The sequence below is a fragment of the Mesorhizobium sp. LNJC391B00 genome, assembly GCF_000502535.1.
In the GTDB taxonomy this organism is placed as follows: Bacteria; Pseudomonadota; Alphaproteobacteria; order Rhizobiales; family Rhizobiaceae; genus Mesorhizobium.
In genome coordinates, this window is the sequence record NZ_AYWI01000018.1 from 13,210 (window position 1) to 30,041 (window position 16,832).

The 16,832-nt window shown below is 60.9% G+C and carries 16 protein-coding genes and 1 tRNA gene; 6 read left to right on the top strand and 11 right to left on the bottom strand.

What is annotated here, in order from left to right:
• Positions 1–140: 140 nt before the first annotated feature.
• The gene (locus X750_RS137100) at positions 141–362 is read right to left on the bottom strand and encodes a hypothetical protein (protein WP_023681532.1); all 222 of its coding nucleotides are present in this window, start codon (positions 360–362) and stop codon (positions 141–143) included.
• Between the two features lie 86 nt (positions 363–448).
• Between X750_RS137100 and X750_RS137095 the strand changes: the two genes are divergently transcribed.
• Entirely contained in the window at positions 449–1,312 is an 864-nt protein-coding gene (locus tag X750_RS137095) for an ATP-dependent DNA ligase (RefSeq protein WP_023748756.1), read from the top strand.
• Here X750_RS137095 and X750_RS137090 read toward each other — a convergent pair.
• The 5 genes from X750_RS137090 to X750_RS137075 form a co-directional block, all read right to left on the bottom strand.
• Positions 1,309–1,557 (bottom strand): hypothetical protein, encoded by a 249-nt coding sequence (locus tag X750_RS137090; RefSeq protein ID WP_023695401.1) that lies wholly within the window; start codon positions 1,555–1,557, stop codon positions 1,309–1,311. The two genes, X750_RS137095 and X750_RS137090, sit on opposite strands and share 4 nt — an antisense overlap.
• Before the next feature lie 944 nt (positions 1,558–2,501).
• Positions 2,502–2,693, bottom strand: a complete 192-nt coding sequence (locus X750_RS0133835) for a hypothetical protein (protein WP_023667524.1) — start codon at positions 2,691–2,693, stop codon at positions 2,502–2,504.
• A 1,480-nt stretch (positions 2,694–4,173) separates the two neighbouring features.
• A tRNA-Leu gene (locus X750_RS137085) sits at positions 4,174–4,259 on the bottom strand.
• A 128-nt stretch (positions 4,260–4,387) separates the two neighbouring features.
• Positions 4,388–5,050 carry an outer membrane protein gene (locus X750_RS137080; protein ID WP_023695400.1) on the bottom strand — a complete coding sequence of 221 codons (663 nt, stop codon included), beginning with the start codon at positions 5,048–5,050 and terminating at the stop codon, positions 4,388–4,390.
• Positions 5,051–5,178: 128 nt separating this feature from the next.
• Complete coding sequence (locus X750_RS137075) at positions 5,179–6,030, bottom strand: alpha/beta hydrolase (protein WP_023735346.1); 852 nt, start codon at positions 6,028–6,030, stop codon at positions 5,179–5,181.
• 261 nt (positions 6,031–6,291) lie between these two features.
• On the opposite strand from X750_RS137075, the gene ade reads away from it, so the two are divergent.
• Entirely contained in the window at positions 6,292–8,103 is a 1,812-nt protein-coding gene (gene ade / locus X750_RS137070; protein ID WP_023738945.1) for an adenine deaminase, read from the top strand.
• Positions 8,104–8,124: 21 nt separating this feature from the next.
• On the opposite strand, the gene X750_RS137065 is transcribed toward ade, so the two are convergent.
• From X750_RS137065 to X750_RS137055, 3 genes are all read right to left on the bottom strand, one after another.
• Positions 8,125–9,288, bottom strand: coding sequence for an alpha/beta hydrolase (locus X750_RS137065; protein WP_023706607.1), 1,164 nt, complete (start codon positions 9,286–9,288; stop codon positions 8,125–8,127).
• 132 nt (positions 9,289–9,420) lie between these two features.
• Positions 9,421–10,494, bottom strand: a complete 1,074-nt coding sequence (locus tag X750_RS137060; protein ID WP_023706608.1) for an alpha/beta hydrolase — start codon at positions 10,492–10,494, stop codon at positions 9,421–9,423.
• A gap of 145 nt (positions 10,495–10,639) precedes the next feature.
• On the bottom strand, positions 10,640–12,043 hold the full coding sequence (locus X750_RS137055) for a hypothetical protein (RefSeq protein WP_023738944.1): 1,404 nt from the start codon (positions 12,041–12,043) through the stop codon (positions 10,640–10,642).
• A 126-nt stretch (positions 12,044–12,169) separates the two neighbouring features.
• On the opposite strand from X750_RS137055, the gene ilvA reads away from it, so the two are divergent.
• From ilvA to X750_RS137040, 3 genes are all read left to right on the top strand, one after another.
• Positions 12,170–13,426: a threonine ammonia-lyase IlvA gene (gene ilvA, locus X750_RS137050; RefSeq protein ID WP_023706610.1), complete on the top strand. Its 1,257-nt coding sequence runs from the start codon at positions 12,170–12,172 to the stop codon at positions 13,424–13,426.
• Positions 13,423–13,968 (top strand): DUF1697 domain-containing protein, encoded by a 546-nt coding sequence (locus tag X750_RS137045; protein WP_023748759.1) that lies wholly within the window; start codon positions 13,423–13,425, stop codon positions 13,966–13,968. Before ilvA ends, X750_RS137045 begins: the two co-directional genes overlap by 4 nt.
• Before the next feature lie 151 nt (positions 13,969–14,119).
• Positions 14,120–14,824: an outer membrane protein gene (locus X750_RS137040; protein WP_023706612.1), complete on the top strand. Its 705-nt coding sequence runs from the start codon at positions 14,120–14,122 to the stop codon at positions 14,822–14,824.
• A gap of 105 nt (positions 14,825–14,929) precedes the next feature.
• Here X750_RS137040 and X750_RS137035 read toward each other — a convergent pair whose 3' ends face one another.
• Together X750_RS137035 and X750_RS137030 are read right to left on the bottom strand one after the other, a co-directional pair.
• The gene (locus tag X750_RS137035) at positions 14,930–15,223 is read right to left on the bottom strand and encodes a DUF2218 domain-containing protein (RefSeq protein WP_023681521.1); all 294 of its coding nucleotides are present in this window, start codon (positions 15,221–15,223) and stop codon (positions 14,930–14,932) included.
• 133 nt (positions 15,224–15,356) lie between these two features.
• On the bottom strand, positions 15,357–15,797 hold the full coding sequence (locus X750_RS137030) for a VOC family protein (protein ID WP_023667513.1): 441 nt from the start codon (positions 15,795–15,797) through the stop codon (positions 15,357–15,359).
• 359 nt (positions 15,798–16,156) lie between these two features.
• Between X750_RS137030 and X750_RS0133840 the strand changes: the two genes are divergently transcribed.
• A complete protein-coding gene (locus X750_RS0133840; protein ID WP_031196524.1) occupies positions 16,157–16,753 on the top strand; it encodes a cold-shock protein in 597 nt (198 codons plus the stop codon).
• Positions 16,754–16,832 lie beyond the last annotated feature (79 nt).

Sequence of the window (16,832 nt, forward strand, 5' to 3'; positions counted from 1 at the left end):
AAACACTTCGGGCGTTGCACTGCCGCGAGCCGCCTTCGCTGCTGGTCGAGGGGCTGTAACCCTTGGTGGGGCCGGCATCGCCTCGCCGGTCGTTGCGAGCCCACGATCGCGCGGCCAAGCGACCTTCCCTGTGTCGGTCTCTATTTGATACTAGGGGACGGCGGTTTCATCACGGGCAATTGCAGCTGGTCAATGGTTGCGACGATGCCGGCGGCAATGGCTTCCGCCTCATGGATCAGTTCCGGACCATAGAGCCCATTGACCATCTCTTCGCTCGGCAGCACGCCAGGAGGACAGTGCTCTTCCATTGTGCGCCGGATGAGCGTCAGCGCTGCCCGGCATTGGTCGGCTTCGATCTTCATAGCCCTTCAAACATCCAATTCGTCTAAAATGTTCCGGAACTAATTTAGCGATAGCTAATTGAAGTCGTGGTTCTGCGAGTCAGTGCATGCGTCTGAAATTCATCAAGCCCATGGAACCCGAACTGGTCGACACGCCGCCGATGGGCGATGATTGGATTCATGAGATCAAATTCGATGGCTACCGCACCCAGGTCATCAAGGATGATGACGGGATTCGGCTGATCACCAAGAACGGTTATGATTGGACGGGCCGCTACATCCAACTTGCCGGTGAGGCGGAAGCGATCGAGGCGAAAGACTTCATCATCGACGGCGAGACCATTACGATCAATGAGGCTGGCCTATCCGACTTCCATGCGCATCAATCAGCCGCGACCAGCCGCAAGCCGTCGCGCGATCTGTATCTGCCAGCATTCGACCTCTTGCATCTGAACGGGCATGACTTGCGGGACACGCCGGTGGAAGACCGTCGCGAGATCCTCCGGGCGTTGATCCCGGACGGCGGCCGAATCCAGTTCAGCGAAGCGATGCCGGGCACTGGCGACGCCGTCTTTCATCTGGTCGACCAGGCTGGGCTTGAAGGTATCGTTTCAAAGCGGAAGGGCAGCAAGTATCGGTCGGGTCCGACGACGAACTGGCGCAAGATCAAGTGCTATGCCGAAAAGGAGATGGACATCGTCGGCGTGCAGCGCGAGGCCGGCAAGCCTGCCATGGTGCTGATGGCCGACAAAGGCCACTATGCCGGCGGCGCCTTCGTCACCTTCAAGGCGGACAAGCGCCAGCGCCTATGGGACCGCGTGCAAGGCAAGATTGGCGGGCCGGCGCCGAAAGGGCTCAAGAGTGACAAGGCCGAATGGCTAAAGCCGGGCCTAGTCGGCCGCGTGCGGTTCCTAAAGGGCGAGGAGAAGCTTCGCCATGCCAAGCTGCTGGATTTCCGGGAGGAGACTTAGCCCGGAGGCTTGTCCCGGGGCTGTGCCGGTCCTGTCCCGTTCCACTGGATGAACTTCGCCCTCTGGCCGGTGATGGTCTCGATCGACTTCAACAGGGGTCCATGGACCTTACGTAGAGCTTGGTAGTGCTCGCCGTGGTACGCCAGGAGCGGCCCGACGATGCTCTTGTGCAGCGCTTCGGCTGCCGCCAGGAAGCGCTCGATTTCAGCCCGGGAAAGTTGTTCCGAAGGTTTGGTTCTGGCCATTGGCGCTCTCCATTGAGGGGTCGCCGCAACGAGGACTATAATCCTACATGCCGGACTGCCTGACAAGAGGGCTCGCCGGCCTTACCCCGCAGGTAGCAGTAGGGCGACGGCGCCAAGCGCAGCCATCAGGAGCAACCACCAGCAAAGATGAGCAACGGCAGGCCCGGCGACCTCCTTTGGCACACGGACAAACAAGAAGGTCGCCGAGCCTTACCGGCGCTGCTTTGTGAGGGAGACGACGCCGGATGAGATGAGAGTATGCGATCGTGCTAATCTCTGCGAACCATGCGAACGAAGGAAAGCCTTGTGGCACCGACGTTGAGATCAAGGTCGGCGGGGCGCTGATGCAGGATTCTTCCAAAGCGGTAGTGAGTCCAGAGCGGAACATTAGCGTCGGCTAACCGTTAATTCGGCAGTGTTCCGAACCGTGATTGGTAGAGCGATGGTGACGTTTCATCTTGTCTATTTTTCCGGCCTCACGGCAGACCAGCTGCTAGGCAGCGCCGTTCCTATCCTGGCGTGTTTGCTGCTTTATAACGCTCTGGCTACGGACGCCTGACTGATGGGTCGGCCAGCGGCCGGCCTCCTTGGCAGCCGGCGATTGCCATCCCGATGCCAACTTCAAGACCTATCACGAGGCCAAAGACAAGCTTGCCGACGAAATCAATGGCGAGGGCCGGACAGGACGCCACACGTCCAGGCAGGGCTCTCTGACGGCATTGGCGATGGCCCGTTGGCAATTCGGGGGTCCATTGTTCCCATTTCTGTTTCTCCCAAAACTGCCCGCTGCCTCACGGTGGCGAGCTTTTTCGTTATAGGGCCCTCCGCGCTGGGCAATCTGTTCCAGGAGCTTCTGTGATGCCTCTATGACGCGGCAAACCTTGGAAAAGGTTTCCGTGGCAGGACCGGGGTACGATTCTAACCAACTACCGCTGTATAGGCCACTAGCGCCCGACGATCCGGCTAATCATGTCGTCATCAGGTGCGCTGTCGGTGAATTCCCGTAGCAGCGCCTTCGCGTGGTCTACCCAATGCTCTTCAGCCAGGTTCAACTCCCGAACGGATCTCCTGAAGGTCTCGCACACCACATCGAAATCGAAGGCGTCAATGCTGTAGCCTTCCTCGTCATGGTCCATCGGCCGCCTCCCCCTATGGGGGAAACTGTACGGAATCGTACGAAGCAAGTGCAAGCGCATTCAAAAGCAATTGGCTGATGCCGCCCGATCGTTCCACAACGTGTTGCTAATATGCAGCACCGACTGAATCTCCGATCAGCGGCACTTGTAGTTGGTTCCAACAGGTGCACGTTGACGGCAAGATGCCAATGCCAACGACATGCGGGCGACGAAGATGGACAAGCGACAAAACACAAAAAATGTTGAGTTGGTCGGTCTTCTGGCCGTTCCGTTGTCAGTTCTAATCACGCTGCTGATAGCTGGAATGATCCTTTGCTGAAATTTTTAAGTGGCAAAAGGCTGGGGCGGCGGGTTTTTCCCCTTTGAAAGAAGTCACGATGTCCCAATCCGTCGAACCCCCGATATTGCCAGAGGATAGCCCAGACCGTGAGGTGAACTGTGAAGTCGCACTAGAAGCCGCGTTTGCAGCCTTGGTGACTGCGTCAGAAGCGCAAGGTTGGACGCCACAGGAAACGGCTGCAACTCTTCTTAAAATCGCGACGGAGCATGCCCACCGGGTTGAGGCCGCTGCGGCCCCAGCCGGCTCCTAAGGGAGTGCCTTGGCCTGGCCGCGCGGTCGGTCGCTACCGACAGGAGTGTTGCAGCAGGTATTCCAGCAAGAGTGTTAAAACCTCTTCAGTTTTGTCCCTCTTCTCTGCCAATGCGATTTATCAAAGCCAAGCCTAGTGGCATCGATATGATAAGCGGCTCGCAAAGGTCTTTGAGACGTTCTGCAGCCACATCCTGATGTCATAATGACCGTTAAGGCCGGACGACGCGTATTTCTCATGTCATTGTAAGTTCCCGTACGGAGATCCTTCGGAAGGCATCCTCGATGTCGACATGCTCCATAGCGTATGAAGAGCTACCAGCACGCTTCTAATATAGCATTTGATCGCTGCGGTGTGGTCGACGTTCCGACCGTGGCACGTCGATGACTATGAAACCGGCGTTTTGGTCGGCATTCGATGCAAATCCGGACACGGATACCGTCGTTTTTCGGCTGCAGTAGATCCCCAACTGCCGAGCTTACGACCGAAGGGGCTACTTTCCAGTTCGGGATTGGCTCAAGCGCAGTTGCGCAGTCAGCCCGTCACTGTTCTTACGGCAGCCAATACCGAACACCAAAACACCACCGGCCGAATTGGAAGGCTGACAGTGCTTTTGCCAACGCCGCCCGACCATCCTTAGTTGGTTGTTCGTGAGCTGTGAAAGCGGGCCCCTGTTTTCCAACCGCAGGTGTCTTGAAGTCTAGGCTTAGGCTTTCCTGCATCTCGGCCTTAACTGCTGATTTAGCAGAGCTTCCCAATGAGCGACCAAGTCTTGAAAATCCAGCATGGCAGTTCCCGGCTTTGTATCCCGGCTGCCCTACGGCTACCCGCGTCAGCCTTTTCTATGGTAGCCAGTCAGTTCGTACAGAACGAATCCTAAGTATTTCAATTGGTGCGGACGACGGGAATCGAACCCGTACGATCAGAGATCGAGGGATTTTAAGTCCCTTGCGTCTACCAATTCCGCCACGTCCGCAGGCCAGCCCTTTTCAGACGCCAGCGAAAACCCGTCAAGCCATCTTTTGCCGAGTGTCGAACTCATGAAAGGTGGTTCGTGATTTCAAAACGCTTGGTTGTCGCGAAAATCTCAGTCGCCGAGAACGCTCAGAATTTGTAGCTGAGATTGATACCGACCGCGTTCAGCTTCACATCCTGATCGCGATCGTTGAAGGGTTCCGCCACGTCATAGTGCTCGGAGCCGAAATCGTAATAGCGATATTGCGCGCCGACGATGAATTTGTCGGTCAGCGCGTAGTCGACGCCGGCACCCAAGGTCCAGCCGACATTGGTGCGTGTGCCGGCGAACGACGCGCCCGCGACTTGCGAAGTTTCGATGCCGGCAAAGGCGACGCCGCCGACGCCGTAGACCAGCACGCGGTCCATGGCGAAGCCCGCTTTGGCGTCGACAGATCCGAACCACTTGATGTCCGTGCGGAATGTGCTTCCAAGGCCTGATACGGCCGTACCGTCGACGGCGGAATAATTGAGCTCCGCCTCGGCGCCGAGCACTGCCTGGTCGAACTGCCACAGGCCGGCGACATGGGCCCCGACGAAACCGCCGTCAATGTCGGGCGAGATGGAAAACGGCGCGCCTTCCGTCACTGATATGTCGGACTGGCCCCAGCCGTAGCCGGCCTGCAGGCCGGCATAGTAGCCGGTCCAGTCGAAGCCTGGTTCGGTCATCGGCACCGCCATCGGGTCGGCGGCGAATGCCGGCGCGGCCAGAGCAATCAGAAATCCGGCACTGGCAATCGTCAGACAGCGCATCGAGTTCTCCGAAAAGGCGGTTCAGAAGGCGCCTTGTCGGAAGGTAATCCTATTCGCCGCAAAACGGAACCCATTGTTCAACAATCGGAATGCACCCGTTGCTGCGCTGGGTGCTCTAGCTGGGGGCGCTATTTGGCGTCAATGAAGTCCAGCGCCGCCTGACTATATTCGTCCGGCGCCTGCAGCATGGCGAAATGACTGGCGTTGGGCAGGATGATGAGCTTGGCGCCCGGAATGACGGAGGCCATGTATTCGGTGTGTTCGCGCTTGATCGCCTCGTCATGGTCGCCGGCAACGATCGCGGTCGGCGTGGTTATCTTGCCGAGCTGTTCCTTGGTCCAGGCCGGCTCCGACTCCCACATGTGGCTGATCTGCGCCACGAAGGCATCGTACTGGTCGGGAGTCTTCGACAGTTTCTTGTAGTCGCGGCCCGAGCGGTCGATATAGGCGGCAAAGGTCTTGTTGGTCAGCACACCCGGATCGACGCCATCGGTGGTGACGTTGGCGGCCTGCGCAAAGAGCCGTGTCAGCCGCTCCGGATGATGCAGCGCGATGTCGATGCCGATAATGCCGCCGTCGCTCCAGCCGACAAGAGCGGTCTTGTCGATCTTGAGATAGTCGAGCAGCGCAAGATAGTCCGACGCCATGAGGTCATAGCCGTAAGGCTGCTCGGTGCGGGCAGAGCGGCCATGGCCGCGGCTGTCGGCGATGATAACCTTGTGCGTCTTGGACATGGTCGCCACCTGGCTTGCCCAGATGTCGCCATGGCCAAGGCCGCCATGAATCAGGAGAATCGGATCACCGGCGCCGAAAACGGCATAGTACATCTGAATGCCGTTGACCGGCGCATATCCGCTCTGATCCGGTTTGGGCATCGCCGCCGGCTCCGGCAAGGTCTGCCAACGCTCCTCGGCGGATGCAAAGCCGGACGAGATCAGGAACAGGGTGACGAAGGCGAATGCTTTCAGGAACCGGATCATGACTTCACCTCAGGAGGTTTCGGGCTCATCACAACAAAAACCCGCCTCGCGGCGGGTCGTCGGCGCAAATCAGCACCATCGCCAGAATAGTAGCATAAGTGCCGGCACAAGCCAAACTGAATGACTGCACCGTTGATGCTGTCGTCGGGGTGAACAGGTGCAGCGCATCCGCCCGGGCGAGTTCTCATTGACCGGATTTCGTCCGCAATCGCTGGTCAAAACGTTGCCGGCTTGGCACAGTCGGGCAAACAGGAGTCTTTCATGGCCAAGCAGCCGTCGGCGACGAAACCCAAGCCCTGGACCGAGATGGCGACGCATCTGGTCGACGTCGCGACGGGGCGCAAGCCTGCCGATCTCGTCATTCGCAACGGCCGCTGGGTGAACGTGCACTCCGGCGAAATCATAGCCGGCACCGACATCGCCGTTGCCGGCGGCCGCTTCGCCTATTGCGGGCCGAATGCCAGCCATGCCATCGGCCAGGGCACCAAGGTGGTCGACGCCGGCGGCCGCTATCTCGTGCCCGGCCTGTGCGACGCGCACATGCATGTCGAGAGCGGCATGGTGACCGTCACCGAGTTCTGCCGCGCCGTGATCCCGCACGGCACCACCTCGATGTTCATCGATCCGCATGAGATCGCCAACGTGCTGGGCCTGCCCGGCGTGCGGCTGATGCATGACGAGGCCGTCGCCATGCCGATCAACGTGCACGTCCAGATGCCGTCCTGCGTGCCGTCGGCGCCGGGTCTGGAGCATGCCGGGGCCGAACTGACGGTCGCCGATGTCACCGAGGCGATGACCTGGGAAAACATCATCGGGCTCGGCGAAGTGATGAATTTTCCCGGTGTCGTGGCCAACGATCCGGTGATGTCGGGCGAGATCGCCGCCACGGTGCGAGCGGGCAAGACGGTCGGCGGCCACTATGCGTCGCGCGATCTCGGCCTGCCGTTCCATGGCTATGTCGCCGGCGGGCCGGAGGACGACCATGAAGGCACACGCGCCGAGGACGCAATCGCCCGTGTGCGCCAGGGTATGAAGGCAATGCTGCGGCTGGGCTCGGCCTGGTACGATGTTGCCTCGCAGATCAAGGCGGTGACCGAGAGCGGTCTCGACCCGCGCAACTTCATCCTGTGCACCGACGACAGCCATTCCGGCACGCTGGTGCATGAAGGCCATATGGACCGGGTGGTGCGCCACGCCATCCAACAGGGATTGAAGCCGGTGACGGCGATCCAGATGGCGACGCTGAATACCGCCCAGCATTTCAAGCTGGAGCGCGAACTGGGCTCGATCGCGCCGGGACGGCTGGCCGATCTGCTGATCGTCTCCGATCTTGCCGCCATGACCATCGACGAGGTCTATGGCCGCGGTATCAGGCTGGCCAAGGGCGGCAAGCTCGAGATCGACATTCCGGCCTATGATTACCCCAAATCGGCGAAGAACACCGTCAAGCTCGGCAAGAAGCTGAAGCCAGGCGACTTCGACATTGCGGCGCCCAAGGGCGCCAACGAGGTGCGGGTGCGGGTCATCGGCGTGATCGAAAACCAGGCGCCGACGCGGGCGCTGGAGGCCGACCTGCCGGTCGAGGACGGGCTGGTCGCCATGGACCGCCGCAACGACATCTGCCAGATCGCGCTGGTCGAGCGCCACCGCGGCACCGGAGGCGTCACCAATGCCTTCGTCTCCGGCTTCGGCTATATGGGCGACTGCGCCATGGCGTCGAGCGTCGCGCATGATGCCCACCACATCATCTGCGTCGGCACCAACAAGGAAGACATGGCGCTGGCCGTCAACCGGCTGGGCGAGGTCGGCGGGGGCGTGGTGCTGTTTTCGAAGGGCAAGGAACTGGCGCTTGTCGAAATGCCGATCGCCGGGCTGATGTCGGACGAGCGGGCGGAAATCGTGGCGGCCAAGGCGGAGAAACTGACCGAGGCGATGCGCAAGATGGGCTGCTCGCTCAACAACGCCTACATGCAGCACTCGCTGCTGGCGCTGGTCGTCATTCCGGAGCTCAGGATTTCCGATGTCGGCCTGATCGACGTGACGACGTTCCAGAAGGTCGATCTTTTTATCTGAGATCAGCCCGGTGCTTGGCTCTCATCCGCCGGTGGCGATGGTCAGCACCTTGAATGGCGTGGTGATGATGATCTCGGCGACGGAGCCGACGGCCTTGCCGATGCCTTGGCCGAGATTGTCGATCTGGCCCTGCGTGGGTTCGTCCGATGCCAGGCCGGCTGGAGCGCGCAGACGGTCGCCGAGCAATTGCACCAGGAACGGGTTGTCGGCGAATTTGGCGTGGTTCAGGCGGTCGCCGCCCTTGATCTGGCTGAGGTCGGCCACGACCACGCCGTAGCTGGCAATGTCGGCGGCGTTGCCGTAGTCGCCGACGCGCGGCTTGTCACCGGATATCAGGCTGGACAATCGCAGAGCACGGTCGTCGGCGGAAAGCAGGATGACGAACGGCCTGTCGGGCTTGCCGTAGCGGATCATCTGCTTCTTGAAGACGTCGACATCGATATCGGGCGATGCCAGGACGACACGGCCGAGCTTGCCGTCGAGATCGCGGTCGCCGGTGATGGCGAGCTGGCGCAGCGCTTCCATCGTCACCCAGGTTCCCATCGAATGCGCGATGATGTCGATGCTCTTGACGTTTGTCTTGGCGAGCATCCTGAGCGTCGCCTCGAGGTCGTCGCGCGCGGCGTTGGCGCTGTCCTTGTCGTAGATATAGCCCGTGGTCTTGCCGCTCGAAGCCCACGAAAACAAGATCGGCGTACCCGGATATTCGGTGTCGTGGGCGATCTGCGTCAGCCGGTAGACCCCATCGTCGAAGCCGTTGTTGAAGCCGTGGACGAAGACAAGCGCGCGGTCGCCATTCATGGCGATGTTGGCGCCGACGGCCTTGGCGAATTGCGAGGCGTCGCCATAGTGGACGACATCCGTGGCGGTGAATTGCTTGGCCGGGTTCGAATTGGCCGAGCCCTTGGCGCGCTCGATGGCGCCGACCTGGTGGACCTTCGGCACGGTGACGTCGACGCGGGCGTAGCTGGTGGTCAGCGAGCGATCGCCATCGAACACCTGGCGTGGGTCCTTGGTCGCCTGCTTGCGGGTGGTGGCGACGAAGATTTCGTGGGTGCCCGCGATGTCGGAGGCAGGCACCGAAACCGTCGTCTTGTTCAACAGGTCATGGGTGTTCGGGCCGGCGCAGCCGGCGGCAGCGAGCGCGAACGCAAGGACCAGGACAGTCTTCCAACGCTCGTTCACGCGGGCTCCCGCTGGCGCATTGGCGCCGATTTCAATGTCGTAGAGGCAGAGACCGGCCCGGTCCAGTTGAAAGTGATCGGCCGAGCGGCATTCGCGACCTCACGCGGCGACGGTGGCCGCAAGGCAACAGCCTTATTGTCCGAGCGCGCTGATGCGGTCGGTCACCGTCTGGTCGCTGGCAAAGCCGTCATCCTCGCGCAGCCGCTGGCCGATCATCTTCACCAGTTCGGGATTGTCGGCGAACTTGGTGTGGTTGAAGCTGTCGCCTCCCTTGACCTTGGAGAGGTCGACCACGGTGACGCCATAAGCGGCGAGGTCGGCGGCATCCTTGTAGTCGCCGACGCGTGGCCGCGATCCGGCAATCAGGCCTGAGAGCCGCAGCGCACGGTCGTCGTCGGAGAGCAGCAGGATGAACGGCTTGTCCGGCTTGCCGTAGCGGCGCATCTGGCTCTTGAAGACGTCGACGTCGATGTCGGGAGAGGCCAGCACGACATCGCCGAGCTTGCCGCCGAGATCGCGGTCGCCGGTGATGGCCATCTGGCGCAGCGTTTCCATGGTCACCCAGGTTCCGAGCGAGTGGGCGACGATGTCGATGCGCCGCGCGCCGGACTGCTGCAGCATGCGCAATGTCACCTCCAGCTGATCGCGGGCGGCGCTGGCGCTTTCCTTGTCATAGACATAGTCGGTGGTTCTGGCGCCCGATGCCCAGGAAAACAGCACCGGCGTGCCGGGATAGCCGGAATCGTGGACGATCTGGGTCAGGCGGTAGACCGCGTCGTCGAAGCCGGTGTTGTAGCCATGCACGAAGACCATGACGCGGCCGCCGCGCGCGGCGATGTCGGCATTGAGCGCACTGGAGAATTTCGGCTGCGCATCGTAGCCGACGACCTCGGAAGCCATGAAGTACTTCGCCGGGTCGTTGGACCTGCCGCGCGAGCGGCGCTCGATCTGGCCGGTCTGGTGGATGCCGGGAACGGTGACGGTGACGCGGGCGTAGTTCAGCGTCGCCGAGCGTTCGCCGTCGAAAACTTTGTTGGGATCGTCGGATTTCTTGCGTGTGGTGGCAATGAAGATCGAGTGATTGCCCGAGATTTCGGTCACCGGCGTGGACATGACGGCGCTGCCGAGCAGTTCCTCGGTTTTGCGGCCGCCGCAGCCGGCGATCAACAGGGCAAGTGCAAGAATGCAAATCGTCTTCAAACGCACGTCAAAATTCCAATCGAAAGATGAATTCACTTAGAATTCACTTTGAGGCCCAAAGGCCTGTCTACCCTCGGCCCGTCTACCCTCCGCGACACCTCCCGGACAGTGAGAGTGCGGCAGAAGTAAGTCGTGTCCAGCCGAAATGTGGTCAGCGTCGGGTCACAGCCATCGCACTGTTGCGCGAAAGCCAGAATGGCGGCAGGAACGCAGGGATGTTGGAGAAGGGCAATACCTCGGGCTTGAGCCTGATGCCGAGCACATCGCCCATGAAGGCGCGGCGCGCCTCGATGCGGCGCCATGCCTCGGGATAACGGGCCGCGATCTCCTCGCGCAACGCCTCATCGGCAAGCGCGATACCGTCTTCGATGTTGGTGGTGAAATAGCTGGTTCCGGTCGCCGGAATGATGTCGACCTGCAGCGCCATGCCCGATTGCAGCTTGATGTCCGAGCCGGAAAACACCGGCGAATGCATCCATTCGTCGATATGGACGAGATGGCCGGGATTGAGCGAGACGCCGAAGAACGGGTCGCCTATGCGGTCATGCACGGCTTTCCAAAGCGCTCCGCCGGCAACGCCTATGCCGATGGTCTCGTACCAGTCGACGACGGCGGCGAAATAGGGCGCTACCAGCTGTTCGACATAGTCGCTTATCTCGCGCGGCAGTTCGGCCGCGCTCTCGACCAGGAAGCCGGCGCGGGCGTTGAGCGAGCCCTGGATGCCATAGGCCATGGTGACGGGATCGCCGCGCTTGATGATGTCGAGGCGCGGGCTAGGCAAGCCGTAGGGCGCACGCCTGCCGGCGGACAGCATCGGGTGGCAGCACAGGGGCAGGCCGTTGATCCCCATCAGCCGCGCGGCCTGCAATTCGCTCATGCCGGGCTGAATATTCCCAAGCACGTTGCGCAGGCCCTGCGAGGAAAAGGTCGCGGCGAATTCGAAGGACGCCAATTGGTCTGCCTCGTTGATGGCGCGTAGGCCGTCGGATGGGTTCATCAACAGGTTGGCGGCGTTGACCACCGCGCCTCTGTCGCCGGCCAGTGTGCGCAGCGTATCGGCGATGAAGGACGGCAGGTCGAGCGTCGTCTCGCCAAAGCCGCCATCGCCGGGCCCGAACGGCTTCCAGCCGATGGCGCCGATTTTCTGCCCGGTCTTCAGGCCGCAGGCGGCAAGCGTGTCGGCAAGGGAAGCGGAGCGGTCGCGTGGCTGCGCTGGTAGCGAGAAGGTCTGGTAGAGCACGCGCTCATAGGGTCCGTCGCAGATTTCGGCATAGCCCCAGCCTTCATTCCCGACGAGAAGTTTCGGCTGGCTGCCGGGGACGATGACCAGCAGGGTCTCCTCGAAACGAGGGTCGTAGCCACTGAGATAGGCGACATTGGCCGCGTGCTCTCGGTCGCCATAGACGGCGAAGGCATCGAGCCCGGCTTTAACCCCATGCGCCAGTAGAGCATCGATGCGCGCTTCGTAGGTCTGGCGCTTAAGCAGCGGCATCACGGTCGGCTCGCCGAATTCAGGAAGGTCTACGGTCTTCAGGGCGACAGCCGAAACAGGCATGAGGATGGCTCCAGTGGATTTCATCCGGCGCATCAAAGCGGCGGCCAGCGGGCATCGGTGGCCGCAAACGGCGATTTGTGCAATAGGCTTCGCCTTCGAACCATTCGATCCAGAGGTGACGGCGCCATGAACAGTTTCTCCTCCCGTGTCGCCACCGCCGCAGCCGCGATCCGCGAGATCTTTCCCGAAACGCCGCTGCAGGAAAACGACTATTTGTCGAAGAAGACGGGGGCTCGGGTGCTCTTGAAGCGCGAGGATCTTTCGCCGGTGCGCTCCTACAAGATCCGCGGCGCCTTCAACTTTTTCCGCAAGGCGCTGGCCGCAGGCAACGAGGCCGAGCTGTTCGTCTGCGCCTCGGCCGGCAACCATGCGCAAGGCTTTGCCTTCGTCTGCCGCCATTTCGGCAAGAAGGGCGTGGTCTTCATGCCGGTGACGACGCCGCAGCAGAAGATCGACAAGACGCGGCTGTTCGGCGGCGAGTTCGTCGAGATCCGGCTGGTCGGCGATTTCTTCGACGATTGCTACCGCGCCGCCTTCGAATTCACCGAAAGTTCGGGCGCGCATATGGTGCCGCCTTTCGACCACAAGGACATTATCGAGGGGCAGGCGACGGTCGCCTATGAGATCGCCGACCAAATGCCGGGCGCGCGCATGCCCGACATCATCATGCTGCCGGTTGGCGGCGGTGGCCTGGCCGCGGGGGTGACGCACTATTTCGCCGATCAGCAACGTGACGCGCGGTACGTCTTTTGCGAACCGGCCGGTGCGCCGAGCCTGTATCAGAGCCTCGCCAGCGGCAAGCGCGTCCGGCTCGCCAATGTCGACAATTTCGTCGACGGCGCGGCGGTGGCCGAGATCGGCCGCGAGCCGTTGCGCCACCTCAAGGAGTTCGCCGCCGATGCGGTGCGGCTGATCCCGGAGAACCGGCTCTGCGCCACCATGATCGAGATGCTCAACATCGAAGGCGTGGTGCTGGAGCCGGCCGGCGCCTTGGCGATCGACGCGTTGAAAGATTTTTCGCGCAAGGAAATCCGCGGCAAGACCATCGTTGCGGTGGTGTCGGGCGGCAATTTCGACTTCGAGCGGCTGCCCGACGTGAAGGAGCGGGCGCTGCGCTTCGAGGGGCTGAAGAAATACTTTATCATCCGCTTTCCGCAGCGGCCGGGCGCGCTGCGCGACTTCCTCGAACTGCTCGGTCCCGACGATGATATCGCCCGCTTCGAATATCTGAAGAAATCGGCACGCAATTTCGGCTCTGTGCTAATCGGCATCGAAACCAGGGACCGGCGCAATTTCGACCTGCTGAAGGCGAATTTCGAGGCCGAGGGCGTCCACTATCAGGACATCACCGACAACGAGACCCTGGCCGGGTTCATCATATGAGCGGTGCCGTGTTCGTCGCGCTGTTTTCCGGCATCAATGTCGGCGGCAACCGCATCGTCAAGATGGCGGAGTTGCGGGCGTTTTTCGAGGCGCTCGGCTTCACCGATGTCGCCGGCTATGTGCAGAGCGGCAATGTCGTGTTCCGGACCAAGAAGGGCGACGCCGCCACGCTGACCAAACAGATAGAGGCGGCCTTCGAGAAAAAATGGGGCTTTCACTCGCGCATCATGGTGCGCGATCTCTCCTGGTTCGAACGGTTGGTGAAGGAGAATCCTTATCCGGAAGTCGCCGGCGATCCGACCAAGCTTCACGCCTACACGCTGGAGCGCCAGCCGACGGCGGACGAGATCGCCAGGCTTGCCGAAAAATGCACCGGCCCGGAAAGCTTCGAGGTTAAGGGCGACGTGCTCTACCTCAAGGCGCCAGACGGGCTCGGCAAATCGGTGTTCGCCGGGCTGATCCCGCGCGTGCTGAAAGTGCCAGGCACCGCGCGCAACTGGCGGTCGGTGCTGGCGCTGCTGCAGATGGCGCGTTCGCTTTGAATCGCTTAGATCTGCGTTGCGGTTGCGATGCTAATTAAGTCTCGGCTAAACAGTTGTTTTTTCTGCAACAATTTCCGATTTTCCGGCTTGGGCAGCTTAATGAATACTGCATGTCTGTGCTATGCTCTTTCCGACTGCATTGGGGAGTTTCATGAAACGTCTGCTTCTCGCATCCACTTTCCTGATTTCGGCTTGCGGCGCGACGTTCGCCGCCGACGTGATTGAGACCGTACCGGCAGGGTTTGTCTGGTCGGGTGGCTATGTCGGCATCAACGCCGGCTATGGCTGGGGACGCGGTGACGCGGTCGACCAGACGGATTCCTTCTTCGATGAGGAGCTTGGTCAGACCCATGACGTCGATACCGACGGCTTCCTCGGCGGCGTTCAGGCCGGTTACAACTGGCAGTCCGGAGCATTTGTCTATGGCGTCGAAGCCGATCTGGGCTATCTCGGCCTCGACGGCGACAGGACTATCGTCGAAGAGCCGGACAATTTCGGATCGGCGAAACTGGGCGTCTATGGCGATCTGACGGCACGTCTGGGCTACGCCACCGACAGGCTGCTGATCTACGCCAAGGGCGGCGCGGCGGCGACTCACTACAAATTGAGTTATGGCGATACTTTCGATTTTGACGGGGTGCCCGACCCGGACAGCAGCGCATCGAGGAGCGGAGGCCGCTTCGGCTATACGATCGGTGGCGGTGTCGAATGGGCCTTCGCCGACAAATGGACCACGAAGCTGGAATACCAGTACTTCGACTTCGGCAAGGTCCGTTTGACAGATATCGAGGGCAACGACGCAAGGGTGAAGATCGACGCCCATACGATCAAGATCGGCCTGAACTACAAGTTCTGATCGATCCGTCGTTCCGACAATTCAGATGGCGTCGCAACCAAATGACGCCATAACGTTGTCCGGGGCTGGCAGCTTCCGGCGTTCGGCGTTGCGGCTGACAGCAGATCAGGTCGCCGGAGCCTGCTTCCACTCGAAAGTCAGCTCCTCGCGGAAGGCGAAGCGCTTGATGTGATCGGCAACGACGCTCTCCATGCGCTCCAGCGATCCGCTTTCATCCGTCGACACCGTGATATGCAGCGCTGCCGCATCGGCATCGAGAACCGTGCGGCCGAGCGACAGATCGATGGTGCCGTGGTTTGGATCGAACTCGACGGGAAATTTGTGCGCCCAGTGCTTGCACAGCTGCTGCAAATAGCGGCTGGCATATGCGGTGGTGACATCGGCACGGCTGGTCGGCATAAATGAATTCTCCTGGATGAGGCACTGGCTTTGTTTGGCTGGCGCGACAGGCAGGTAAATAGGTGCCGTTGCTCGAAATGGCAAAGGCGGCCGGCTTGTCGGCGCGGCCGCCTCGCTCAAGATGGCGTGATCGCTACCAGGTGCCGGTGTTCGGCATCGATGCCCACGGCTCGGCCTTGGGCTTGGCCGGGCCCTTCTGCAGCAGTTCGAAGGAGATGCCGTCCGGCGACTTGACGAAGGCCATGTTGCCGTCGCGCGGCGGCCGGTTGATGATGACGCCATTGTCCATCAGATGCTGGCAGGTGGCGTAGATGTCGTCGACCTCATAGGCGAGATGGCCGAAATTGCGGCCGCCCTTGTACTCCTCCGGATCCCAATTGTAGGTCAGTTCGATCAGCGGCGCCTTCTCAGTGATGCCGCTTTCTACATCCTCGGAGGCGGCGAGGAAGATCAGCGTGAAGCGGCCCTGCTCGTTTTCGTAGCGGCGCACTTCCTTAAGGCCGAGCTTGTTGCAGTAGAAATCAAGCGAGACATCGACGTCGGCGACACGGACCATTGTGTGGAGGTAGCGCATGGGATTCCCTCGGGAATGTTTGGGTTGCGAGGCAACATAAGGTCCACCCCGCCGAAGGGCAACGAGCATCGGACTGGAAAAGTGGTCACCGGTTTTGGAAAAAATCAGATTGCTCTGACAAAAGCGTCGGACACAAGTGGTTGCCGATTTCGGCGAAATCCCTTGCAAATTGCCGACCGGTTGACCGCCTTGATGGATCGTCATTGCTGTCGGCAGCGACGCCGGCAAACAACAAGTCAGCTATTCCTGTATTCAACCGCGAAAAAAGGCACGGCAGGTCTTGCACACCCCGGAAGCGGCGGTGTTAATCTAATGTCAAGAATCACTTGCGGTTTTCTTGAAAAAAAGGGGGCGTTCTTATGGGGGATAAGGCCTCTTTCACGAGGCGGGATGAGAACCTTGACGACGCCCTGAAGAGTGACAGTGGCGGCGATAGCGCCGACCTTGTCGAAATCGCCGGCGCCATCAAATGGTTCGACGTGGCCAAGGGCTACGGTTTCATACTTCCCGATGACGGTTCTTCGGGCGACATCCTCCTCCATGTCACCTGCCTTCGAAAGGACGGTTTTCAGACGGCATTGGAGGGCGCGCGTGTCGTGTGCCTTGTCAAGCATGGCGACCGTGGTTTGCAGGCTTTCCAGGTGCTGTCCATGGACACCACTACGGCGGTCCATCCGGCCGAGATGCAGGAACAGCGCACCCATGTGGCGGTGACGCCGGAAAGCGGGCTCGAGCGGGCGCTGGTCAAGTGGTTCAACCGCACCAAGGGCTTCGGCTTTCTGACGCGCGGGGAGGGCACCGAGGATATCTTCGTCCATATGGAGACGCTGCGCCGCTATGGCATCACCGAGCTCAGGCCCGGACAGGTCGTGCTGGTGCGTTTCGGACGCGGTGACAAGGGCCTCATGGCTGCCGAGATTCACCCCGATATGGGCACCTTGCCGGTCGCGCATTAGGACGCGAGCCTTCCTGAGGAAGTCAGGACGGCGTTTTTCTTGGTTTCACCACGATCTTATCCGAATACCTGAGACCACT